The organism is Stenotrophomonas sp. CC22-02, from assembly GCF_004365115.1.
Taxonomy (GTDB): domain Bacteria; phylum Pseudomonadota; class Gammaproteobacteria; order Xanthomonadales; family Xanthomonadaceae; genus Stenotrophomonas; species Stenotrophomonas forensis.
The window spans coordinates 463544-487138 of sequence record NZ_SOCO01000001.1; the positions used below are offsets into that span (position 1 = coordinate 463544).

The 23595-nt window shown below is 66.8% G+C and carries 14 protein-coding genes, 6 tRNA genes and 1 other RNA gene; 16 read left to right on the plus strand and 5 right to left on the minus strand.

What is annotated here, in order from left to right:
- The 6 genes from N440_RS02170 (at position 1) to N440_RS02195 (ending at position 2847) form a co-directional block, all read left to right on the plus strand.
- A tRNA-Asp gene (locus N440_RS02170) sits at positions 1 to 77 on the plus strand.
- 83 nt (positions 78 to 160) lie between these two features.
- A tRNA-Asp gene (locus N440_RS02175) sits at positions 161 to 237 on the plus strand.
- A gap of 83 nt (positions 238 to 320) precedes the next feature.
- Positions 321 to 397 (plus strand) — tRNA-Asp (locus tag N440_RS02180).
- An 87-nt stretch (positions 398 to 484) separates the two neighbouring features.
- Positions 485 to 561, plus strand: a tRNA-Asp gene (locus N440_RS02185).
- A 106-nt stretch (positions 562 to 667) separates the two neighbouring features.
- Positions 668 to 744 (plus strand) — tRNA-Asp (locus N440_RS02190).
- 147 nt (positions 745 to 891) lie between these two features.
- Positions 892 to 2847 (plus strand): peptidyl-prolyl cis-trans isomerase, encoded by a 1956-nt coding sequence (locus N440_RS02195; RefSeq protein ID WP_133933930.1) that lies wholly within the window; start codon positions 892 to 894, stop codon positions 2845 to 2847.
- Positions 2848 to 2979: 132 nt separating this feature from the next.
- On the opposite strand, the gene N440_RS02200 is transcribed toward N440_RS02195, so the two are convergent.
- Both N440_RS02200 and gloB read right to left on the minus strand, forming a co-directional pair.
- Positions 2980 to 4179: a lytic transglycosylase domain-containing protein gene (locus N440_RS02200; RefSeq protein ID WP_133933931.1), complete on the minus strand. Its 1200-nt coding sequence runs from the start codon at positions 4177 to 4179 to the stop codon at positions 2980 to 2982.
- Entirely contained in the window at positions 4176 to 4940 is a 765-nt protein-coding gene (gene gloB / locus N440_RS02205) for a hydroxyacylglutathione hydrolase (RefSeq protein WP_133933932.1), read from the minus strand. Before gloB ends, N440_RS02200 begins: the two co-directional genes overlap by 4 nt.
- A gap of 11 nt (positions 4941 to 4951) precedes the next feature.
- Between gloB and N440_RS02210 the strand changes: the two genes are divergently transcribed.
- From N440_RS02210 to dnaQ, 3 genes are read left to right on the plus strand one after another with little or no spacing between them, the layout of a single operon-like run.
- Positions 4952 to 5596: a hypothetical protein gene (locus N440_RS02210; protein WP_133933933.1), complete on the plus strand. Its 645-nt coding sequence runs from the start codon at positions 4952 to 4954 to the stop codon at positions 5594 to 5596.
- 12 nt (positions 5597 to 5608) lie between these two features.
- A complete protein-coding gene (gene rnhA, locus N440_RS02215; protein ID WP_004154603.1) occupies positions 5609 to 6061 on the plus strand; it encodes a ribonuclease HI in 453 nt (150 codons plus the stop codon).
- A 4-nt stretch (positions 6062 to 6065) separates the two neighbouring features.
- Positions 6066 to 6797: a DNA polymerase III subunit epsilon gene (dnaQ, locus tag N440_RS02220; protein ID WP_133933934.1), complete on the plus strand. Its 732-nt coding sequence runs from the start codon at positions 6066 to 6068 to the stop codon at positions 6795 to 6797.
- A 68-nt stretch (positions 6798 to 6865) separates the two neighbouring features.
- Here dnaQ and N440_RS02225 read toward each other — a convergent pair whose 3' ends face one another.
- Positions 6866 to 7570, minus strand: coding sequence for a PP2C family serine/threonine-protein phosphatase (locus N440_RS02225; protein WP_133933935.1), 705 nt, complete (start codon positions 7568 to 7570; stop codon positions 6866 to 6868).
- Positions 7571 to 7735: 165 nt separating this feature from the next.
- On the opposite strand from N440_RS02225, the gene N440_RS02230 reads away from it, so the two are divergent.
- Both N440_RS02230 and N440_RS02235 read left to right on the plus strand, forming a co-directional pair.
- Positions 7736 to 7826, plus strand: a tRNA-Ser gene (locus N440_RS02230).
- Between the two features lie 264 nt (positions 7827 to 8090).
- Complete coding sequence (locus tag N440_RS02235; protein WP_133933936.1) at positions 8091 to 8495, plus strand: DUF6165 family protein; 405 nt, start codon at positions 8091 to 8093, stop codon at positions 8493 to 8495.
- A 48-nt stretch (positions 8496 to 8543) separates the two neighbouring features.
- Here the strand turns inward: N440_RS02235 and N440_RS02240 are convergent, their stop codons facing one another.
- A complete protein-coding gene (locus N440_RS02240; protein ID WP_133933937.1) occupies positions 8544 to 9590 on the minus strand; it encodes a glycosyltransferase family 9 protein in 1047 nt (348 codons plus the stop codon).
- Positions 9591 to 9610: 20 nt separating this feature from the next.
- Here N440_RS02240 and N440_RS02245 point away from each other — a divergent pair, with 20 nt between their 5' ends.
- The 3 genes from N440_RS02245 to N440_RS02255 are packed head-to-tail and all read left to right on the plus strand — an operon-like array spanning position 9611 to position 11513.
- Positions 9611 to 10360 carry a 3-deoxy-D-manno-octulosonic acid kinase gene (locus tag N440_RS02245; protein ID WP_133933938.1) on the plus strand — a complete coding sequence of 250 codons (750 nt, stop codon included), beginning with the start codon at positions 9611 to 9613 and terminating at the stop codon, positions 10358 to 10360.
- The gene (locus N440_RS02250; RefSeq protein WP_133933939.1) at positions 10360 to 11127 is read left to right on the plus strand and encodes an MBL fold metallo-hydrolase; all 768 of its coding nucleotides are present in this window, start codon (positions 10360 to 10362) and stop codon (positions 11125 to 11127) included. Before N440_RS02245 ends, N440_RS02250 begins: the two co-directional genes overlap by 1 nt.
- Entirely contained in the window at positions 11124 to 11513 is a 390-nt protein-coding gene (locus N440_RS02255) for a nuclear transport factor 2 family protein (protein ID WP_133933940.1), read from the plus strand. Before N440_RS02250 ends, N440_RS02255 begins: the two co-directional genes overlap by 4 nt.
- 77 nt (positions 11514 to 11590) lie before the next feature.
- On the opposite strand, the gene ffs is transcribed toward N440_RS02255, so the two are convergent.
- Positions 11591 to 11687, minus strand: an RNA gene (ffs, locus tag N440_RS02260) — signal recognition particle sRNA small type.
- 300 nt (positions 11688 to 11987) lie between these two features.
- Between ffs and sugE the strand changes: the two genes are divergently transcribed.
- Together sugE and N440_RS02270 are read left to right on the plus strand one after the other, a co-directional pair.
- Positions 11988 to 12305, plus strand: a complete 318-nt coding sequence (gene sugE, locus N440_RS02265; protein WP_049456890.1) for a quaternary ammonium compound efflux SMR transporter SugE — start codon at positions 11988 to 11990, stop codon at positions 12303 to 12305.
- A gap of 366 nt (positions 12306 to 12671) precedes the next feature.
- A complete protein-coding gene (locus tag N440_RS02270; RefSeq protein WP_133933941.1) occupies positions 12672 to 23558 on the plus strand; it encodes an autotransporter-associated beta strand repeat-containing protein in 10887 nt (3628 codons plus the stop codon).
- Positions 23559 to 23595 lie beyond the last annotated feature (37 nt).

The following is a 23595-nucleotide window of genomic DNA, read 5'->3' on the forward strand; positions in this document are numbered from 1 at the left end:
GGAGCGGTAGTTCAGCTGGTTAGAATGCTGGCCTGTCACGCCGGAGGTCGCGGGTTCGAGTCCCGTCCGCTCCGCCATTCAACGAGGCCTCCGGCCAAAAGCTGGAGGCTTTGTTTTCTTCCCGGTCCAGGCCGGCGGAAAACAAGAAGGGTAACAACGCGGAGCGGTAGTTCAGCTGGTTAGAATGCTGGCCTGTCACGCCGGAGGTCGCGGGTTCGAGTCCCGTCCGCTCCGCCATTCAACGAGGCCTCCGGCCAAAAGCTGGAGGCTTTGTTTTCTTCCCGGTCCAGGCCGGCGGAAAACAAGAAGGGTAACAACGCGGAGCGGTAGTTCAGCTGGTTAGAATGCTGGCCTGTCACGCCGGAGGTCGCGGGTTCGAGTCCCGTCCGCTCCGCCATTACATCGAGGCCCCCGGTCTGAAGCCGGGGGCCTTGTCTTCTCCCCGGAAGGTTGGGGAAGAAGGCGAAAAGGTTTTTGCAAGAACGGAGCGGTAGTTCAGCTGGTTAGAATGCTGGCCTGTCACGCCGGAGGTCGCGGGTTCGAGTCCCGTCCGCTCCGCCATTGCAGAATTCTTAAGTCCCTGTGAAAAAACTTTGAAAAAAGTGTTCATCGGGCTGGGTTTCCAGGAAGTCTTCGGATATACTGGGCGCCTGCAAAGTTTCAGCGCGGAGCGGTAGTTCAGCTGGTTAGAATGCTGGCCTGTCACGCCGGAGGTCGCGGGTTCGAGTCCCGTCCGCTCCGCCAACTCTAAAAGCCCTCGGCACACGCCGGGGGCTTTTTCTTTGTGCGCTCGCGAAGAGGCGCGCAGCCCGCACCGGTGCTGCTTTTGGTCCCTGCGGCGAAGCGGGTTACACTGCCGGGCTCGCCAATCAGGCCTTGTGATTCCTCACCATGCTGCAGAAACTCCGCGACAAGACCTCAGGCTGGATCGTCACCGTGATCCTGGGGCTGCTGATGATTCCGTTCCTGTTCGTGATCGACAACAGCTACCTTGGTGGCGTTGGCGCTCAGAACGTGGCCAAGGTTTCCGCACCTCCGACCTGGTGGCGTTCGGCGCCGTCGTGGTGGCCGGTGCGCATGATGTGGCAGCACCACGAGATCAGCGCGCAGGATTTCCGCACCCGTTTCGAACAGGAGCGCATGCGCGAGCGCCAGCAGCAGGGCGAGAACTTCGACCCGCGCGCGTTCGAAAGCACCGAAAACAAACTGGCCGTGCTCGACCAGCTGATCGACGAGCAGGTCGTGCGTCTGGTCGGCGAGCAGGCCGGCGTCGTGATCGGCGATGGTGCGGTGCGCGAGTACATCGCCACCATTCCGGCCTTCCTCGATTCGAACGGCAAGTTCAACGAGAACAACTACCGCCTGGCGCTGGCCGGTGGCAATCCGCCGCGCACCCCGACCCAGTTCCAGGAACTGGTGCGTGAGAGCCTGCAGCAGTCGGTGATTCCGTCGGGCCTGCAGAACTCGGGCTTTGTCACCCAGTCCGAGACCGAGCGCCTGCTGAAGCTGCTGGGCGAGACCCGCGACGTCGAGCTGGCCGCGCTGCCGGAAGTGCCGGCCGATACCGCGCCGGTCACTGATGCGCAGATCAAGCAGTGGTATGACAGCCACGGCAAGGATTTCCGCCAGGCCGAGACCGTCTCGCTGGAGTATGTCGAGATCAACGGCGCCAACCTGCCGGCACCGGCTGCGGCCGACGAAGCGACCCTGCGCAAGCGCTATGAAGACGAGAAGGCGAAGTTCACCTCGCCGGAGCAGCGCCAGGCTGCCCACATCCTGATCACTGGCGACGGTGCCGAAGCCAAGGCCAACAAGATCGCCGCCGAAGCCAAGGCCGCCGGCGCCGACTTCGCCGCGCTTGCCAAGGCTAATTCGGAAGATCCGGGCTCGAAGGCGCAGGGCGGTGACCTGGGTTGGGTCGAGCGCGGCGCGATGGTCAAGCCGTTCGAAGATGCCCTGTTCGCCGCCAAGGCTGGCGACGTGATCGGCCCGGTGAAGACCGACTTCGGTTACCACATCATCAAGGTGGCCGCCGTGCGCGGTGGCGAAGGCAAGTCGTTCGAGGAAGTGCGTGACACGCTGGCCGCCGAGCAGCTGAAGGCCGACGGCGAGCGCGGTTTCAACGAGCTGGCTGGCCGCCTGGTTGACGCCATCAACAAGAGCCCGAGCGATCTGGCGGCTGCAGCCAAGGAAGTGAAGCTGCCGCTGCAGACCCTGGGCCCGATCACCCGCGCTACGGCCAGCGGCATCGCCGCTGATCCGGCAGTGCTGCGCGCTGCGTTCTCCGACGTGCTGGTACAGGACGGCACCGCCAGCGACCCGATCGCTCTGGGCGGTGCCACCAACCACAGCGTGGTCATCCGCGTCTCCGCGCATACGCCGGAACAGGCGATGCCGCTGGACAAGGCCCGCGAGCAGGTGATTGCCGCAATCCGCGCCGATCGCCAGCGCCAGGCCAGCGACAAGGCTGCTGACGCGGTGCTGGCCAAGCTGAAGGGCGGCGCCACCCTGCAGTCGCTGGCGGCCAGCGAGAAGCTGCAGCTGAGCCCGATGCCGGGCCTGCCGCGCAGCCAGCCCGTGCCGACCCCGGAGATCCATCGCGCGATCTTCAGCGCGCCGGCACCGGTCAACGGCAAGCCGAGCTACGGCAAGGTTGACGTGAACGGGCACGCGCTGCTGTTCGCGGTGAACAAGATCAACCCGGGCGACATCAAGGAAGTGACCGCCGAGCAGCAGAAGCAGCTGAAGGACCAGCTGAGCCAGATCGATGGCATGGCCGCGGCCAAGGCCTACGTCGAGGCGATGCGCAAGAAGTTCGTGGTCCAGACCACCGAAGCCAACCTGTAAGCCCCGCGGCGGACAGGAACGAAAAGGCCCGGCATTGCCGGGCCTTTTTTGTGGCTGCGCGTCGTCTTTGGCGCGTCAGGACTTTGGTAGTGGTCGAGCTTGCTCGACCGCCTTCTGCCGGGTTGGCGCGCGTCAGTCTTCGACGCGCAGCACCGCACCTGGCTTCAGTACGCTGCTGCCGCTCAGGCCGTTCAGCGAGAGCAGGGCCTTCACCGGCATGCCGTAGCGGCGGGCAATGGTCCAGGCCGACTCGCCATCACGCACGGTGTGGCGGCGGCTGCGCGGGCGGTCGGCGATTGCGGCAACGGTCCTGGCGACCGTCGGCGTGGGCACAGCAGTGGCCGCCGGGGCCGCGCTGGCGACCAGGGCGCTCGCCGCCTCCGTAACCGTCGCATTGGCGGCCGAGACAGGAGCCAGCACGCGGGTGGTGCCGGAAGCACGGCCGCCCGATGCCAGCGCGGGGTTGAGCCGGGCGATCTTCGCCGGGTCCAGGGCGCGCTGTGCGGCCCACTGCTGGACGCTGGTGCCGGCCGGCAGGGTGTGGTCCTTCAGCACCGGCACGGTGCGGTCCAGCGAGGCCATCACGCCGGGCTGGTCTTCCACGTCTTCCAGCACGCAGGCCAGGGCATGCAGCTTCTCGACGTAGGCATGGGTGACCGGGGACAGGCCGGGCAGGGCCGAAGGCGTGGCGTTCTGCGCATTCATGCCGGCCTTGCGCATGGACTGCAGCACGCGGTACTCGCCGGCGTTGTAGGCCATGGTGGCCAGGCGCCAGTCGCCGCCGAACATGCCGTGCAGGGTCTTCAGGTAGCGCACCGCAGCCTGGGTCGAATCGACCGCCGACAGGCGGCCGTCGTAGCCGTTGGCCATCGGCACGCGGTGGTTGCGCGCGGTGGTGGCGATGAACTGCCACAGGCCGGTCGGACCGCTGCCGTTGCGGGCATTGGGCCGGTAGCCGCTTTCGACGAAGGGAATCAGCGCGAATTCGGTGGGCAGGTTGGCCTTGCGCAGCTCTTCGACCACGTAGCCGAACAGCACCAGTGCATCGTCATCCTGGTTGGCCAGGCGCGACGGGGCATGGGCGAACTGCTTCTGCCAGCGCGGGCTGGTGGCCTCGGCGTCACAGCGCGGCTCGGCCAGGCCGTCGCGGAAGCTGGTGAAGATCTCCTGGCCATTGCGTACCGAAGCGGCCGGCAGCGTGGACGGGTCCAGCGGCAGGGCTGCGGCAGCCGTCAGGTTCTGGCTGATGCCGGCGCCCAGCGACTGAGCGCCTGCGGTTCCGGCCAGCCCCAGGGCAAGGCCCAGGGCCAGCGGCAGACTTCGGCGCATCATGCGCGGAAGCCGTCTTTCCAGTGCCGGAGGCCGGCCATCACGTCGACGTCGTCCACGACGTCACGGCCCAGATGTGCCGATACCGACGCACGAATCGGCGCCGTGTGCACACGCAGGAAGGGATTGCAGTCGAATTCGTTGGCCAGGGTTACCGGCAGGGTGGAACGGTCATCGCGGCGCATGGCCAAAGCCTCCTCTTGGCGCTGCCACAGGGCAGCGTTGGCGGGGTCGACATGCCGCGCGAAGACGGCATTTGACACGGTGTACTCGTGGGCGCAACAAAGCAGCAGTTGCGCGGGCAAGGTACCCAGCTTGCGCATCGATGCCAGAAGCTGGGACGGCGTACCTTCGAACAGACGTCCACAGCCCAGGCTGAACAACGAATCTCCGCTGAAAAGATGTTCAGCAGTGTGAAACGCGATGTGGCTGCGGGTATGCCCGGGCACGGATAGTACGTGGAACGTCCGGCCCAGTGCCTGAACGCGTTCACCTTCGCCGACCCGTTCGGTGGCCGTGGAAATGCGTTCCTCAATCGGCGCGATGACCCGCACGCCGGGAAAACGGGCCTGCAGCGCCGGCACGCCACCGATGTGGTCGTCGTGGTGGTGGGTGAGCAGGATCGTGTCCACGCGCAGGCCCTGATCGGCCAGCGTGAGCACCGGCGCAGCATCGCCGGGGTCGACGACCACGGCGGCGCCATCGTCGTCGATCAGCGTCCAGATGTAGTTATCCGCAAATGCGGGCAGGGCAGTCAGTCGCATAGAATTGGACCATGCCCGCGCTGCAGAGCACCCGTCAAGCGAGCCAGGCCCCGTGGTTCGACAGTGAACCGGCGGCGGCGTTGCGCGTGCTGGAGCGGCAATTGCTGCTGCCGCAGCTGTCGGTGTTGCCGGCCCAGCCCTGGTTGTGGATCGCGCCGAGTGCGGCCTGGCTGGACGACGCACAGCTGGGCGGGCGCGGCCTGCGACTGCACCGGCAGGGACACGGCTATGCCGGTGATACCCGCTGCGCGTTGCCGCTGCCGCTGGCCAACGAGAGCGTCAATGCGATCGTGCTGCAGCATGTCACCGCCGCCGATGCCGACCTGCTGCTCGACGAGTGCGAGCGCGTGCTGATGCCGGGCGGCCACCTGTGGCTGAGCAGCCTCAATCCGTTCAGTCCGTACCGCACGCGCTGGCGCCAGCACGGGCTGGTGGTGCGTACGCCGCAGCGGATCCGCCTGCTGCTCGGCCGCCATGGCCTGGAGTGCGACGATATGCGCTATCTCGGCCCGCTCTGGCGTGGTGCCGGCAGCCGTCGTCCCGGCGGCTGGGCGCCCTTGCGCGCGGCCTGCCTGTTCCATGCGGAAAAACGCACGCTGGCCCTGCCCGGGCCGAAACCCTTGCCGGTGCGTTGGCATGGCACCGTTGCTACCTGATCTGGAGTTGTATTGAAAACCATCGAAATCCACACCGACGGATCCTGCCTCGGCAATCCCGGCCCCGGCGGCTGGGCCGCGCTGCTGCGCTACAAGGGCCATGAGCGCGAACTGAGCGGTGGCGAAGCGCATACCACCAACAACCGGATGGAGCTGATGGCGGCCATTTCCGGGTTGGAGACGCTGACCGAGCCGTGCAACATCGTGCTCTATACCGATTCGCAGTATGTGCGGCAGGGCCTGACCCAGTGGATGCCCGGCTGGATCCGCAAGAACTGGAAGACCGCCGGCGGCGACCCGGTGAAGAACCGCGAGCTTTGGGAGCGCCTGCATGCCGCGACGCTGCGGCACCAGATTGACTGGCGCTGGGTGAAAGGCCACTCCGGCGATCCGGACAATGAGCGGGTGGATACCCTGGCACGCAACGCGGCCATCCAGGTCCGCGACTCGAGCCCGGTAAACTGAGCCCATGCGTCAGATCATCCTCGATACCGAAACCACCGGCCTGGAATGGAAGAAGGGCAACCGCATCGTTGAAATCGGCTGCGTGGAGCTGTTCAAGCGGCGCCCGACCGGCAACAACTACCACCAGTACATCAAACCGGACTGCGAGTTCGAACAGGGCGCACAGGAAGTCACCGGCCTGACCCTGGAGTTCCTCGACGACAAGCCTGATTTCGCGCAGATCGCCGACGAGTTCCTGGCGTTCATCGATGGCGCCGAGCTGATCATCCACAACGCGGCATTCGACCTGGGCTTCCTGGACAACGAGCTGTCGCTGCTGGGGCCGCAGTACGGGAAGATCACCGACCGCTGCACGGTCATCGATACCCTGGTGATGGCGCGTGAGCGCTTCCCCGGCCAGCGCAACTCGCTGGATGCACTGTGCAAGCGGCTGGGCGTGGACAACTCGCACCGTGCATTGCACGGGGGCCTGCTCGATGCGCAGATTCTGGGCGATGTCTACATTGCGCTGACCTCGGGCCAGGAAGAGATCGGCTTCGGCCTGGGAGACGAGGACGGCGGTGGCGCGGGTGCAGCGCTGCAGGCGTTCGATACCAGCAAACTACTGCCGCGCCCGCGGGTGATGGCAACGCCATCGGAACTGGAAGCGCACGCTGCGCGGTTGGAGCGGCTGCGCAAGAAGGCCGGCCACGCGCTGTGGGATGGCCCGAAGGTGGAAGAGCCCGCCAGCGCGTAATGCGTGGCGGTGGTGCCGGCCGCTGGCCGGCATCGCCACATCCACGCATGGCGTGGATCTACTGATTGTCAGTGGCAGCGCACCAGGATCACGCTGATGTTGTCGCGGCCGCCGCCATCGAGCGCGGCGGCGACCAGCGTATCCACGCATTCCTGCGCGCTGGCGTCCTCGAACGCCAGGGTGCGGGCGATGCCGCGGTCGTCCACTTCCTCGGTGAGGCCGTCACTGCACAGCAGCAGCTGCATGCCCGGGCGCAGCTCTCCGCTGGTGGTAGCCACGTTCAGATGCGCCGGATCGGTCACGCCCAGGGCCTGGGTGACCACGTTGCGATGCGGATGCGCGCGTGCCTGCTCGGCGGTCAGGTTGCCCTGCGCGACCAGTTCCTGCACCACGCTGTGATCCTGGCTGAGCTGGGCCAGCTGGCCATCGCGCCACAGGTAGGCACGGCTGTCGCCCACCCACGCCACTTCATAGCGGTTGCCCTGCACGCGCGCGGCGACGACGGTGGTACCCATCGGCAGGGTGTCGTTGCGCCGCCGCGAGGCGCGGATGATCTCTTCGTCGGCGGTGCGGATGGCCTGCACCAGCGGCGCGCCGCGGCGGATCTCGCGCACGATGGTCTCGCGCGCCAGCGCACTGGCCACTTCGCCGCAGGCGTGCCCGCCCATGCCATCAGCCACCAGCCACAGGGCCAGCTCACTGTCACCGTAGTAGGTGTCCTCGTTGAGCTCGCGGCGCATGCCGGGGTGGGTGAGGTGTCCGAATTCGATCATGGTGGGCGGGGGCGGGGTAATGCTGGGGAGACAGGCATCATCGGGCGGCTGCAGGCATCCGGCAAGGCGTGCGCTCAGGAATTTTTCACTTCATTGGCCGCAATGACTTGTCGTCGGCCTCACTTCCTCGTATGATGCGCGTCCCCGGTCCGCCGGGGACCACCCGGAGAGGTGGCAGAGTGGTTGAATGTACCTGACTCGAAATCAGGCAGGCGTTTATAGCGCCTCGGGGGTTCGAATCCCCCCCTCTCCGCCAGATAAAGAAAAAAGCCGCCCAATGGGCGGCTTTTTTCTTTATCTGGCTGGGGATGCGCCGCGCTCTGCGCGTCGCCCCGCACGTTGCTGCGCAACCTGTGGGCCCCTGCCTTTGCCGGCCTCTCCCCGGCCATCCCTCAGTAGATCCACGCCATGCGCGGATGCTGTTCCTGTCGAGCTGAACCATCCACGCATGGCGTGGATCTACCCGTTCCATCGCGAGCTGCGGGTTAAACTGCCTGCATCACCTGCTGGAGCTTTTCCAATGACCGCTGAAATTCTCGTGCCCGTTTCTTTCGGCGAGCTGCTGGACAAGATCTCGATCCTGCAGATCAAGTCCGAGCGCATCAGCGACGAGGGCAAGCTGACCAACGTGCGCAAAGAGTTGTCGGCGCTGGAAAAGACCTGGATGGCACACCCGGCGGCGGTGAAGGACATCGCCAAGCTGCGCGCCGACCTGAAGGAGGTCAACGAGCAGCTGTGGGACATCGAGGATGACATCCGGCTCAAGGAGAAGGCGCAGGCGTTTGACCAGGGCTTCATCGATCTGGCGCGCAGCGTCTACCTGCGCAACGACGAGCGCGCGCGCATCAAGAAGGCGATCAACCTGGCGCTCGGTTCGGCCTACGTGGAAGAGAAGTCCTACCAGGATTACACGCAGCGCGCGTAATCCCGTCCAAGCGGTAGATCCACGCCATGCGTGGATGGGGCCTGCCGCTCACCCCAGGTGGTCGGCGACGTAACGCTCGAAGGCGGCGATGCCGTCTTCGACGGTGATCAGTTCCATCACATCGTCGAATTCGATCTTGGTGCCCCACTTCAGATCAGCGGCCTGCTTGGCGAGGTACTTGCGCGCAGCGTCGTCGTAGCGGTCCACGCAGTAGCGGCGGTCCGAGTACGGGCCACTGCGGTTCGGATTGCTGGCCGCATGCAGGCCCAGGACTTTCGCGCCCATCGCGTTGGCGATGTGCATCGGGCCGGAATCCGGCGTCATCACCAGGTTGGCGCGGGCAAGCAGGGCGGGCAACTGCTTGAGCGTGTCCTTGCCGACCAGGTCCAGTGCCGGTGTGTGCAGCTGCGCCTGGATCGCGTCGGCCATGCTGCGTTCCAGCTCGCTGCGGCCTCCGCACAGCACCACCTGCCAGCCGCGCTGCGTCGCATGGTTGGCCACCGCAGCGTAGCGATCGGCGTACCAGTTGCGGCGCACGTGGCTCGAACACGGAGAGATCATCAGCACCGGGCGGCCATCGTCCTGCCATTGTGCGGCGGCCCACTCGAAGGCGGACGGCGGCACGGCCAGATCCCAGCTGACCCCGGTCTGGCGCAGGCCCAGCGGTTCGCAGAAGCTGCCGATGGCATCCAGTACATGGATGCCGGGGCGGTCGGGGATGCGTTCGTTGATGAACAGTCCGTGCAGGTCTTTGGAGCGGCTGCGGTCGTAGCCGATGCGGCGCTCGGCCGGGATGAAGGCCGACAGCAGGTTGGCCCGGAACGCCACCTGCATCTGCAGCAGCGCTTCGAAGCGCCCCGGCGGCAGTTGCCTGCGCAGTTCCTTGACGCCGGCCATGCCGCTCTTCTTGTCGTAGGCATGGAAGGTGACGCCCGGCAGGCCATCAAGCAGCTTGTGCCCGGCCTTGTCGATGATCCAGTGGATCGGCGTGTCCGGGCGCGCAGCCTGCAGGGTGCGCACCAGGGGCACCACGTGGGTGACGTCGCCGAGTGCGGACAGGCGCAGGAGGCACAAGGATGAGGACGCTGATGCCATGTGTTGTTAGACTCAATGAAATGGTCGCATTCGACGCCAATGAAGCGCTGACGCCATGCCGCGAGGGTCGCGGCATCGGGGCCATTCTGTTCGACCGCGAGCGGCTGCGGCAAGCCGAGATCGGCCTATTCTCGCCCCAGCACTGGGGCAGCAGGGCCCGGCCGGTGGGTGAGGGCGGCCGCGGCAGCGCCTGGTTCATCGATGCGCCGTTCGGCGCCAGCGTGCTGCGCCACTATCTGCGCGGTGGTCTGGCGGCGAAGATCAGCCATGACCAGTACCTCTGGCGCGGCTCGGACCGGACCCGCAGCTTCGCCGAGTTCCGGCTGATGCGTGCCTTGCGCGAGAAGAAACTGCCGGTGCCGCGACCGATCGCGGCGTTCTACATGCGTGAGGGCCTGTGCTACCGGGCGGCGATCCTGATGGAACGGATCGAGGGTGTGCGCTCGCTGGCCGACCGGGCGCTGGTCGCTGGCCGGGGCGCGCCGTGGGAGGAGACCGGCCGGCTGATCGCCCGCTTTCACCGTGCCGGCCTGGACCATGCCGACCTCAATGCGCACAACATCCTGTTCGATGGCAATGGCCATGGCTGGCTGATCGACTTCGACCGCGGGGTCATCCGCATCCCCGCCACCGCCTGGCGCGAACGCAATCTCAAGCGCCTGCTGCGCTCGCTGATCAAGCTGCGCGGCGAGCGCAGCGTGGAAGACGTGCAGAAGGACTACGTGCGGCTGCGCCGCGCCTATGACATGGCCTGGAACCGGGGCACCTGATGGACTGGTCGTTGCGTTTCCTCGGCGTCGGCAATGCGTCGGCGGTCGAGCTGGGGTCGCCGATGTCGGTGATCGAGCGGGACGGTCGGCCGTGGCTGACCATCGACTGTGGCGGCGAAGGCCTGACCGCGTTCAAGGCGCACTACGGGCATCTGCCGCAGGCGTTGTTCGTCACCCATGTGCATCTGGACCATGTGGCCGGCTTCGAACGGTTGTTCGTGGACACTTTCTTCAACGCGCACCGGCGCGGCAAGGTGCGCCTGTATGTGCCCGCCACGGTGGTGCCGCTGCTGCACAAGCGCATCGGCGATTACCCGAACGTGCTGGCCGAGGGCGGTGCCAACTTCTGGGACGCCTTCCAGCTGATCGTGGTGGGTGAGGCGTTCTGGCACGAGGGTATGCGCCTGGAGGTCTTCCCGGTGCGCCACCACTGGCCGGAGACGGCCTATGGCTTGCGCCTGCAGGGCGCGCTGACCTGGAGCGGCGATACCCGGCCGATTCCGGAGATGCTGGCCCGCTACGCCAATGACAATGAACTGATCGCCCACGACTGCGGCCTGCACGGCAATCCGTCGCATACCGGCGTGGCCGATCTGGAGCGCGAGTACAGTGCCGAACTGCAGGCGCGGATGATGCTGTACCACTACGCCAGCGCGGCCGACGGCCAGGCGCTGGTCGCGCGCGGGCACCGCGTGGCGCAGCCGGGGCAGTGCGTGCCGCTGGCCAGCCCGACCGCACCGCACGTCCTGGCCCAGGATCCGCCGTGAACGATACCGGCCAGCCCGCTGATGCGGCGCTGGCTGCCGAACTGGAGGCGCTGGAGCGCGCGCTGCACACCCCGCAGGTGCGGAGTGATCGTGTGCGCCTGGCTGCATTGCTGGACGAGGATTTCAGCGAGATCGGCAGTTCCGGCCAATGCTACGGCCGTGCGGCCGCGCTGGCGGAAATTCCGCTGGAGCGGGCGCAGCTGTTGATCGAGTCGGAACAGTTCGCGGTGCGGCTGTTGGCCGATGGCCTGGCCCAGGTGCGTTACCGCAGCCGCTATCACGTGGATGGCCAGGCGCAACGCTGGGTGCTGCGTAGTTCGCTGTGGCGCCGGCATGGGCAACGGTGGCGGATGCTGTTCCACCAGGGCACGCCGGAAGCGAGGTAGTGCCGGGGCATGCCTGGCGAAGGGCGCCAACCAAGGTTGGCAGCTACCAGAGCGGGGGCGTGGCCAAAAAGGCGATGGCCCCGCCGGCTAACCTCGGCGCCCGCGTCGATCGATACCGTTGCTGCCTTCCGGCCCTGGCGGGATTTTCGACCTAGCGTCGCGAGGGGCCGACGGGGCCACCATAGAGACGTTGGCCGCCCAGTGGGCGGCCAGTTCACGGATCAGGGGAAGCAGCGCGCGATGCGCCAGAGACCACAGCCGGACTGCACATCGGCTGGCCGATGGCAGAGGCGCATTCTAGCGCAGGCAGGTCCATCGACGCCAGCTTCACGCACTGAATCGGCTGTAACCCGTTCCCGCCTACGGCGGCCGGGGCGCTTCCCCGTTGCTAGAATGCCGGCCTGGAGGAACGACCTCCCCCGCATCGGGAACCAATGACCAGGACGGCCTGGCCCTACCAAGAGGAGGGCCGTCATGGCCTGGATCTATCTGTTGTTCGCCGGCCTGCTGGAAATCGTCTGGGCCGTGTCCATGAAGCAGTCCGAAGGCTTCACCCGGCTCACCCCTACCGTGGTCACGATCGTCGGCATGATCGCCAGTTTCTGGCTGCTGGCGATCGCCATGCGCAGTCTGCCGCTGGGCACCGCTTATACGATCTGGACCGGCATCGGTGCGGTCGGTGCGTTCGTGGTCGGCATCGTGTTCCTTGGTGAGCAGGTCAGCCCGATGCGGATCGGCGCAGCGGTGCTTATCGTTTCTGGCCTGGTTTTGATGAAACTCTCCAGCAGCTGAGAGTTTATCCGGGCAGTTATAAGTGCGCTCGGGCTGTTTGCCGTGAATAGGGAATGTGCATTTTCGGCAAAATAAATTAATTCACGTATTTTATTTGACGCACGTCATGAAAATTATGTGGGTGATTCACGCGGCACTGTCGGCGCCCGTCGCACAGTGCCGCCATTCGTCGAGCGGAATCGGGGAGTTTTCGCTCCGGCGGATACGCTGACGCGTCGTCTTCGCTGCGCGCCCGCGTGAAGATGTGAAGATTTTCAGAAGTTAATGCCGCCAGGCCTTGTTCCCCCATCGGGAGCCGGGATGGGCCGCATCGTCTTCAAAAAACCTGCCCGCAGTGCCATCTGGTCTTTTCATGGAGATTTACCGATGAACCGCATTTACCGTCTGGTTTTCAATCGCGCCCTCGGCGTAATGCAGGTTGCATCGGAGGTCGCCCAGAATCCTGGCGGAAGTGCGGTTACCGCGAAGCGGCCACCGCGATTGCGGGCGCATCAGCTGGCGGTCGCACTGGCGGCCACCCTGGCCAGCGGTTCGGCGTTCGCAGCGTGCACAGGCACCACGATCGTCAACTGCGACAGCTCCACCAACATCAACAACTACGCCAACCCGAGCAGCGGCCTGACGTTGAACATCGCCAGCGGCGCGGTGTTCAGCGTGCCTCTGCTGTTGGGCGGCAATGCGGTGACGTTGAGCGGCAGCAACACCACGGTCAACAACGCCGGCACGATCGATCCGTTCCTGACCGGTGGGCTCAGCCTGGCCGCGGCCGGCCTGGTGGTCGGCAACAACACCGCCGGTGGCAGCGCGATCACGGTCAACAACCAGACCGGCGGCCAGATCAAGGGCATCTTCAACATCGGTACTTTGCTGGGCTTCGGCGGCCAGGCGATAACCGCGCAGAATGCCGCAGGTGGGACCACCACGCTGGTCAATGATGGTGCGATTGGAATGTCGCTGCTGGGGGTAGGGCAGCTTGCGGATGCGACGTCGGTGGTGACCTATGGCGGGGCACAGGCCAACGTGACCAACCGTGGCAGCATCACCGGCCGTGTCGGCCTCGGTGCTTCGACAGGCAATACGTTCACCAATGCGGGCACGATCACCGGCAGTGTGCATCTGGGCGATTCCACCGGCGGCAATACCTTCACTGCCGTGGCAGGGTCCAGCGTGGTTACCGGTGGCGGCAGCGCGCCTGCCGGCGTGCTCGCTGGCGTAACCGGGGTGAAGGTCGCAGCGGCGGGCACGGTTGACGCAGGCATCGGCACCGGTGCCGCCAACAACACCCTGGTGCTGCAGGACAACGCCAGCAACAACGGGCCTGCGTCGAGCATCGGCTGGACCAACTACATCGGCTTCCAGAAGCTGACCGTCAACAGCGGCACTTGGAACCTGCAGGGACCGTGGTCGGGCACGGGCGCGATCACCCTCGGCGGTGGCGTGGTGAACTTCAACAGCAACACCTCATTCGGTACCGGCCTGTTCACCGTCACTGGTGGTTCGATTGCGGCCAGCGGTGTGGGGCTGTCGCTGGGCAACAATTTCACCCTTAATGGCGGGTTGACCCTGGCTGGTGCCCAGGGCTTCGGCCTAGGGGGCCTGTTGTCCGGTACCGGCGGGCTGACGGTCAACAACACCGGCATCGTCACCCTGGGCGGCGCGAACCTGTTCAGCGGTGGCGTCAACCTCAATGCCGGCGGCCTGGTGCTGGGCAATGCCGGGGCGCTCGGCAGCGGCAACCTGACCGTCGGTGGCAGCGCCTCGCTGGATACGACGGCCGGCTTCAACCTGGCCAACAATCTGGTGATCGATGGTGGCGGCGCGCTGAACCTGCTGGGCAGCAGTGCGTTGTCATTGAACGGCTCGATCTCCGGTGCCGGCAATCTGACCAAGAACGGTGCCGGCACCCTGACCCTGAACGGGGCCAATTCGCTGACCGGCAATTTCAACCTGGCCGGAGGCGCGTTGGCACTGGGTGCGGGTGGCAGCCTGTCGCCCACCGGTGCGATCACGGTCGGCGTCGGCACCAGCCTTGACCTGTCCGCAGCGGGCAACCAGACCATCGGTTCGCTGGCCGGGCTCGGCGGTTCGGTCAGCCTTGGCAGCCGCACGCTCACGCTCGGCGGGCTGGGCAATACCAGCTACAGCGGCACGTTCGCCGCAGGCACGGGTGGCCTGGTCAAGCTCGGCTCCGGCGTGCAGACCCTGTCTGGTGTCAACAACCTCAGTGGCGGCGTGGCGCTCAACGCCGGTGGCCTGCTGCTGGGCAACGCGGCTGCGCTGGGCAGCGGTGCGCTCAGCGTCGGCGGCAACGTGACGCTGGATGGCACCACGGGCGCGCTTGCGCTGGCCAACACGGTCAATCTGGGGGCGGGCAGCATCCTCAACCTGACCGGCAACCAGGCGCTGACGTTCAACGGCGTGATCGGTGGGACCGGCAGCCTGGTCAAGAACGGTGCGACCACCCTGACCCTCAACAGTGCCAACACCTTCAGTGGGGGGCTGTCACTGGCTGCCGGTGGCCTGGTGCTCGGCAATGCCGGTGCGCTCGGAACCGGCGCCCTGAACGTCGGCGGTGCGGTGACGCTGGATGCTGGGTCTGCGCTGAGCGTGGGCAATGGCATCAACCTTGGCGTGGGCGGGCTGCTGAATGTGCTGGGCAGCAATGCGCTGACCCTGGGCGGTGGTATCGGTGGTACCGGCAGCCTGGTCAAGAACGGAGCGGCCACGCTGACGCTGGGTGGTGCCAATACCTTCACCGGTGGCCTGGCGATCAACGCGGGCAAGGTGGCGGTGGGCAGCGGCGGAAGCCTGGCCGCCGGCGGTGCGGTCAGCCTGGCCGGTGCCGGCGCGGACCTGGATATCTCGGCCGGAGGCAACCAGACCATCGGTGCCTTGTCCGGCATTGCCGGCAGCACTGTGACGCTGGGCGGCAGCACGCTCACCTTCGGTGATGCCACCAACCAGACGTTCGCCGGGGTGATCGGTGGCACCGGTGGACTGGTCAAGCAGGGAACCGGCACGCAGACGCTGAGCGGCGCCAATACGTTCAGCGGTGGCCTGAACCTGGCCGCGGGCGGCCTGCTGCTGGGCAACAACAGTGCAATCGGCAGTGGCGCGTTGACCGTCAGCGGAAACGGTACGCTCGATGGCTCGGCCGCACTGAACCTCGGCAACGCCATCAACCTGGGTGCGGCGCTGACCCTGCCGGGCAGCCAGAACCTCACGTTGGGCGGCAACATCACCGGCACCGGCAACCTGACCAAGAACGGCGCCTCGCTGCTGACCTTGAATGGCACCAACACCTTCAGCGGTGGCCTGACGCTCAACGCCGGCAGCCTGCTGCTCGGCAACAGTGGCGCACTTGGCAGTGGCGTGTTGAATGTGGGAGGCAGCGCGTCGCTGGACGGCAGCGCGGCGCTGAACCTGGCCAACGACGTGGCCCTCGGCAGCGGGGCGGTGTTGTCGCTGCCGGGTTCGCAGGCGATCACGCTCGGCGGGGTGGTGTCCGGTGCGGGCGGCATGGTCAAGAACGGTGCCAGCACGCTCACCCTCAACGGTGCCAACACCTTCGCCGGTGGCCTGACGCTCAATGGCGGCGGCCTGATGCTGGGCAATGCCGGCGCGCTCGGGAGCGGCCTGCTCGGCGTGGGCGCAAATGCGACCCTGGACAGCTCGGTGGCCTTGAACCTGGCCAATGCGATCGATCTCGATGCCGGCGCACAGTTGAGCCTGACCAGCAACCAGAACACTGTCCTGGGCGGCCTGATCACGGGCACCGGCGGCCTGATCAAGACCGGTACCGGCGTGCTCTCGTTGAACAGCAGCAATCTCTTCAGCGGCGGCCTTGCGTTGAATGCAGGTGGCCTGTCGGTCGGCGCCAACGGCGCGCTCGGTACGGGGGCGTTGAACATCGGCGGCAACGTTTCGCTGGATGCCGGCGCTGCGGTGACGTTGGCCAATGCAGTGAACCTGGGCGCCAACACGCTGACCCTGCCGGGCAGCAACAATCTGACACTGACCGGTGTGGTGGGCGGGACCGGTGGCCTGATCAAGAACGGTGCCTCGACGCTGACGCTGTCCGGAGCCAACACCTTCGTGGGCGGCGCCACGGTCAACGCCGGTACGCTGGCACTCGGTGCCGGCGGCAGCCTCGCCGCAGGCGGCGCCGTGGATCTTGCCGGTGCGGGTGCAACCCTGGATATCTCCGCGGCGGGCGCCAACCAGACCATCGGCGCGTTGAACGGTGTGGCCGGCAGCCAGGTTGCGCTGGGTACGCAGTCACTCACCTTCGGCGGCGCCAGCAATGGCAGCTTTGCCGGCGTCATCGATGGCAGTGGCGGGCTGGTCAAGACCGGCACCGGCGTACAGACGCTGTCCGGCGCGAATACCTTCGGCGGCGGTGTCGCACTGAATGCAGGTGGCCTGGTTCTTGGCAACACGGGGGCGCTGGGAACCGGGGCGCTGGCGATCGGAGGCACCACCACGCTGGACAACACGGTGGCGGTGAACCTGGCCAATGCAGTGAACTTCGGCAACGGCACGCAGCTGACGCTGGGCGGCAGCAATGACGTCACCCTGGGCGGCGTCGTGGCGGGCAACGGCAGCCTGGTCAAGAACGGTACCGGCCTGCTTACCCTCAACAACACCAATACCTTCGGCGGTGGCCTGACCTTGAACGGTGGTGGGCTGGTGGTCGGCGCCAACGGCGCACTGGGCGGTGGCGCGCTGGCGGTGAATGCCAGCACCACGCTGGATGCAGGTGCCGGCGTCAGCCTGGGCAATGCGATCAACCTGGCCTCGGGTGTTGCGCTGACCCTGCCGGGCAGCAACACGCTGACGCTGGCGGGGGTGATCGATGGCGACGGCAGCCTGGTCAAGAACGGTGCCACCACGCTGACGCTGTCCGCCGCCAACACCTATACCGGCGGGACCACCATCAATGACGGCACGCTGGCACTGGGCCTGGGCGGCAGCCTTGCCGCGGCGGGGGATGTCACCCTGGGCAACGCCGGTGCCGCTTTCGATATCTCCGGTGCGGGCGGTAGCCAGACCATCGGCGCGCTCAATGGCGTGGGCGGAACCACGCTGGCGCTGGGGGGTAATTCGCTGACCTTCGGCACCGCCAGCAACGCCGCCTTCGGTGGCGTGATCAGTGGCAGCGGCGGCCTGGTGAAGGTGGGTGCGGGCGTACAGACCCTGTCCGGCGCCAACACCTTCGGTGGCGGCGTGACACTCAATGCCGGTGGCCTGGTGCTGGGCAACGACGCCGCGCTGGGTACCGGTACGCTCACTGTCGGCGGTGCATCGACGCTGGACACCACCGGGCTGGCCACGCTGGCCAACAACATCGCGCTCAATGCCGGGCTGACCGTGCTCGGTACCAACGCGTTGACCCTCAATGGCGTTCTGTCCGGTGCGGGCAGCCTGACCAAGGAGGGCGGCGCGACGCTGACCTTGAACGGCGCCAACACCTACACCGGCGGCACCAACATCAACGCCGGTACGCTGGCGCTGGGTGCCAATGCCAGCCTGTCGGCGACCGGCACGGTCAACCTCGCTACCGGCGCCACGCTGGATCTGTCTGCGGGCAACGGCACGCAGCAGTTCGGCACCCTGATCGGCAACGGCACGATCAACCTCGGCGCCAATGCGATCGAGGTGGGTGGGGCGACCAATGGCACCTTCAGCGGCTCGATCACCGGTACCGGTGGCCTCACCAAGGTCGGTGCAGGTACTGAAACCCTGACCGGAACCAACACCTACACCGGCGGCACGCTGATCAATGCCGGCACGCTGGCGATCGGGGCGGGTGGCAGCCTGGCGGCAACCGGTGCGGTGACGCTTGCAGCTGCGGGGACCGGCTTCGACATCTCGGCATCCGGCGCCGACCAGACCATTGGTTCGCTGGCCGGAGTAGCTGGCTCCAACGTGAGCCTGGGCGCGCAGTCGCTGATCCTCGGCGGGGTTGCAAACAGCGTGTTCGACGGTGCGATTTCAGGCACCGGCGGCCTGGTCAAGAACGGAGCCGGCGTCCTGACCCTGGGCGGCGCCAATCTGTTCAGTGGGGGCGTCGCACTCAACGGCGGTGGTCTGGTAGTGGGCAACAACGCTGCGCTCGGCAGCGGCGCGCTGACCGTTGGCGGCAACGCGACGCTGGATGCATCGACAGGCGTCAACCTGGCCAACAACATCGGGCTCGCCGCGGGTGCCACTCTGGATCTGCTGGGCAGCAACGCGCTGACGCTGGGTGGTGTGATTTCCGGTAGCGGCGGCCTGATCAAGAACGGTGCGGCGACCGTGACCCTGACCGGTGCGAATACCTACACCGGAGGCACCACGATCAACAGCGGCACGCTGGCCATCGGTACTGGTGGCAGCCTGGCGTCGACCGGCGCGGTGAACCTGGCAGGTACCGGTACCCTCGATATCTCTGCGGGCAACCAGACCATCGGTTCGCTGGCCGGCGTGGCAGGCAGCACGGTGGCACTCGGTGGCAGCACGCTGAGCCTGGGCGGCACGGTGGACAGCACCTTCAACGGCGCGATCAGCGGCAACGGTGGCCTGATCAAGAACGGTGCCGGCGTGCAGACGCTCAATGGCGCGAGCACCTTCAGTGGTGGCGTAACGCTCAATGCCGGTGGCCTGGTGCTTGGCAACAACGCTGCGCTGGGCACCGGCGCGGTAACGGTGGGTGGCAATGCCACGCTCGATTCGAACACCGCAGTGACGCTGGCCAACAACGTCATCCTCAACAGCGGGCTGACCGTACTGGGCAGCAACAACCTCACCTTCAACGGCAACCTGAGTGGCGCCGGCTCGCTGACCAAGGAAGGTGCCGCGACGCTGACCTTGAACGGCACCAACAGCTACACCGGCGGTACCTTCATCAATGCCGGTACGCTGGCGCTGGGCGCAGGCGCCAGCCTGCATGCCGGTGGGATCGTCAACCTGGCCTCGGGCGCGACCTTCGATCTGTCGGCCGGCAACGGCACGCAGACCTTCGGCACCCTGATCGGCAACGGCACGGTGAACCTGGGCGCCAATACGCTGACGATCGGTGATGCCAGCAACGGCACGTTCAGTGGTTCGATCGGCGGCACCGGTGGCCTGGTCAAGGAAGGCAGCGGCACCGAGACCCTGACCGGCACCAACACCTTCACCGGTGGCACCACCATCAATGCCGGCACGCTGGCGATCGGCGCGGGCGGCAGCCTGGCCGCAACCGGCGCGGTGACCCTGGCCAATGCCGGTACCGCCTTCGACATCAGTGCAGGGGGCGCGCAGACCATCGGCTCGCTGGCCGGCGTGGCCGGCAGCACGGTGTCGCTGGGTGGCAGCACGCTGACCCTCGGTGGCGTGGGCAACACCACGTTCGCTGGTGACATCACCGGTACCGGCGGCCTGGTCAAGAACGGTGCCGGCGTGCAGACGCTGAGCGGCAGCAATACCTTCAGCGGTGGCGTGGCGCTCAACGCCGGTGGCCTTGCCCTGGGCAACAACAACGCGCTGGGAACCGGCACGCTGACGGTGGGCGGAAACGCCACGCTGGACGGCACCACGGCATTGACCCTGGCCAATGGCATACAGCTGGCCAGCGGCACGCTGACCTTGCCTGGCAGCAACGCGCTGACCTTGAATGGTGCGATCGGCGGTGCCGGCGGCCTGCTGAAGGACGGTGCCTCGACGGTCACCCTGGGTGGTGCCAGCACCTATACCGGCACCACCACCATCAACAGCGGAACGCTGGCGGTGGCGGCCGGTGGCAGCCTGTCCGGTGCCAGCACGGTCAACCTGGCCGGTACCGGGACACTGGATATCAGCGCCGGCGGCAACCAGAGCATCGGTGGCCTGGCCGGCGTGACCGGGTCCAGCGTGCTGCTGGGTGGCGCAACCCTGAGCACCGGCGGCAACAACGGCAACACCACGTTCGGCGGTGTGCTCAGTGGTACCGGCGGCCTGGTGCAGGGCGGTACCGGCACGCTTACCCTGACCGGCAGCAATACCTACACCGGTGGCACCACCATCAATGGTGGCAGCACGCTGCAGATCGGCAATGGCGGCAGCACCGGGTCGGTACTGGGTGACATCACCAACAATGGCAGCCTGGTCTACAACCTCGGCACCACCGCAACCGTGGGTGGCGTGGTCAGCGGCAGCGGCGGCCTGACCCAGGCCGGCAGCGGCACGCTGGTGCTGACCGGCAACAACACCTACACCGGCGGCACCACCATCAATGCAGGCGGTACGCTGCAGGTCGGCAATGGCGGTGCAACCGGCGCGATCGTCGGTGACATCAGCAACAACGGCGCACTGGTGTCCAACGTCGCCGGCAACACCACCCTGGGCGGCACCATCAGTGGCAGTGGCGGCCTGACCCAGGCTGGCAGCGGCACGCTGACCCTGACCGGCAACAATACCTACACCGGCGGTACCACCATCAATACCGGTGGCACGCTGCAGGTGGGCAACGGCGGTGCGACCGGTGCGATCACCGGCAACGTCGCCAACAACGGCAGCCTGGTGTTCGACGTGGCGGGCAATACCACCGTCGGCGGTGCGATCAGTGGCAGTGGCGGCCTGACCCAGGCCGGCAGTGGCGTGCTGACCCTGGTCGGCAACAATACCTACACAGGCGGTACCACCATCAATGCGGGCGGTACGCTGCAGGTGGGCAACGGCGGTGCCAGCGGTGCGATCACCGGTGATATCACCAACAATGGCGCACTGATCTCCAACGTTGCAGGCAACACCCTGCTGGGCGGCATTATCAGCGGCAGCGGTGGCCTGACCCAGGCGGGCAGCGGCACGCTGGTACTGACCGGTACCAATACCTACACCGGCGGCACCACCATCAATACCGGTGGCACGCTGCAGCTGGGTAACGGCGGAGCAACGGGTTCCATCGTCGGTGACATCACCAACAACGGCTCGCTGGTGTCCGGCGTGGCCGGCAACACCACGCTGGGCGGAACCATCACCGGCAGCGGTGGCCTGACCCAGGCGGGCAGCGGCACGCTGACCCTGACCGGCAACAACACCTATACCGGCCCGACCACCATCAACGCCGGTGGCACGCTGCAGGTGGGCAATGGTGGCGCTACCGGCGCGATCGGCGGCAGCGTCACCAACAACGGCAGCCTGGTATTCAACGTGGGTGGAAACACCACCGTTGGCGGTGCCATCAGCGGCAGCGGCGGCCTGACCCAGGCCGGCAGCGGCACGGTGACCCTGACCGGCAACAACAGCTATACCGGCGGGACCACCATCAACGCGGGCGGCACGCTGCAGGTCGGCAATGGGGGCGCCAGCGGCGCGATCACCGGCAACGTCGCCAACAATGGCAGCCTGGTGCTCAACGTCGGCGGCAACACCACCGTCGGCGGCACCATCAGCGGCAGCGGCGGCCTGACCCAGGCCGGCAGCGGCACCGTCACCCTCACCGGCAACAACACCTATACCGGTGGCACCACCATCAATGCCGGTGGCACCGTGCAGGTTGGCAATGGCGGCGCCAGTGGTTCGATCACCGGCAACATCACCAACAACGGCGGCCTGGTCATCAACACGGGGGGCACCACGACACTGGGCGGCAGCATCAGTGGCGGTGGCAGCATCGTGCAGGCCGGCCCGGGCGGCCTGAACCTTGGTGGCAACAGCGGTGGCTTCAGCGGCACCGGCCAGGTCACCGGCGGTGGCCTCAATGTCACCGGCACCATCGGTGGCCAGTGGACCATCGGCAGCGGCACCGGACTGTCCGGCACCGGCACCATTGGCGGTACCGGTGGTGGCGTGACCGTATCCAACGGCGGCGTGCTGTCGCCGGGCAATGGCCCCGGCAACGGCAGTGGCACCGGCAATGGCGTCGGTACCATCACCATCGGTGGCAACCTGACCCTGTCGCCGGGCAGTACGCTGGGCATCGATCTGGGCGCCACCGGCAGTGACACAGTGCAGGTGGGAGGCAGCGCCAACGTGGGCGGCAGCACCGTGCAGGTGAACACCATTTCGCCGAGCACCAGCTACCAGCAGGGCCAGCAGTACACGGTGGTCAATGCGGGTGGTGGGGTCAGCGGCCAGTTCGCCGCATCGACCACGCCGTCGGCCTTCCTGACCATCACCCCGGTCTACACCGCGAACACCGCGAACCTGAAGATCGATGTGGCGCAGACCGCAGCGTTCACCACCGTGGCGAAGACGCGCAACCAGTACAACACCGCTGCGGCGCTGGACAGCCTGCCGCAGAGCGGTCCGGCGCTGGGCCTGTACAACACGCTGCTGATGTATGACGCCGGCACTGCGCGCAGCGCATTCGACCAGCTGTCCGGCGAAGTGCATGCGGCCAGCCGTGCGGTGCTGCTGTATGACAACTACCTGGAAGAAGGCATCCGCCAGCGCCTGGGCAGCGAGTTGCCCACCGTGCGAGGTGAGCGCGCTTCGGCGTGGCTGGCCGGCAGCGGCAAGGTGTTCAAGCAGGATGGCGATGGCAACGGCGACGAGATCCGTTCCAACCGCAATGCAGTGATGGCCGGCGTGGATTGGCAGCTGGGTGAGCACGTGGTGCTGGGCGCGGCCGCGGGCAGCGAGCGGTTGGATACACGCCTGTACGATCGCAGCTCGCGGGCCCGCCTGCGCGGTACCACCTTCGGCCTGTATGCACAGGGCGAGTGGAACAACGGCTTCGCGGTGGGCGGCAGCGTGTCGCGCGGTGATTACCGCACGCGCACCACGCGTGAAGTGCCGCTGCTTGGGCAGACCCTGCACAGCCGCCAGGATTCGGATGTGACCATCGCCCAGGTGGAAGGCAGCTGGACCTGGACCCACGGCAGGACCCAGCTGCAGCCGTATGTGCAGTTCACCAGGCACTGGGTCGACAGCGATCGTGCGACGGAGCAGGGCGGCAGCGCTGCGCTGGTGCTGGAAGGCGGCAAGGACACGCTCAATGTCAGCACGGTGGGCGTACGGGGCCGCTGGGACGTGGGCAGCGGCGAGCGCTTCCCGGCGCAGCTGACCGTCGGCCTGGGGTGGCAACACGCCTCCGGCGACACCGACGTGGCCAGCCGCAATCGCTTCGCGGTGGGTGGCGATGCCTTCGACGTCTACAGCGCGGTGATGGCACGCAATGCGCTGGTCAGCCAGGTCGGCGTGGCGGTCGGGTTGGGCCGCAACAGCCAGCTGTCGATGTTCGTGCAGGGCCAGCACGGCGATGGCCGCCGCGATGTCGGCGGGCAGATCAACCTGCGCGTGGGCTTCTGAGGGGAGTAGGCCGGCAGCGGACCCACGCACGCCGTGG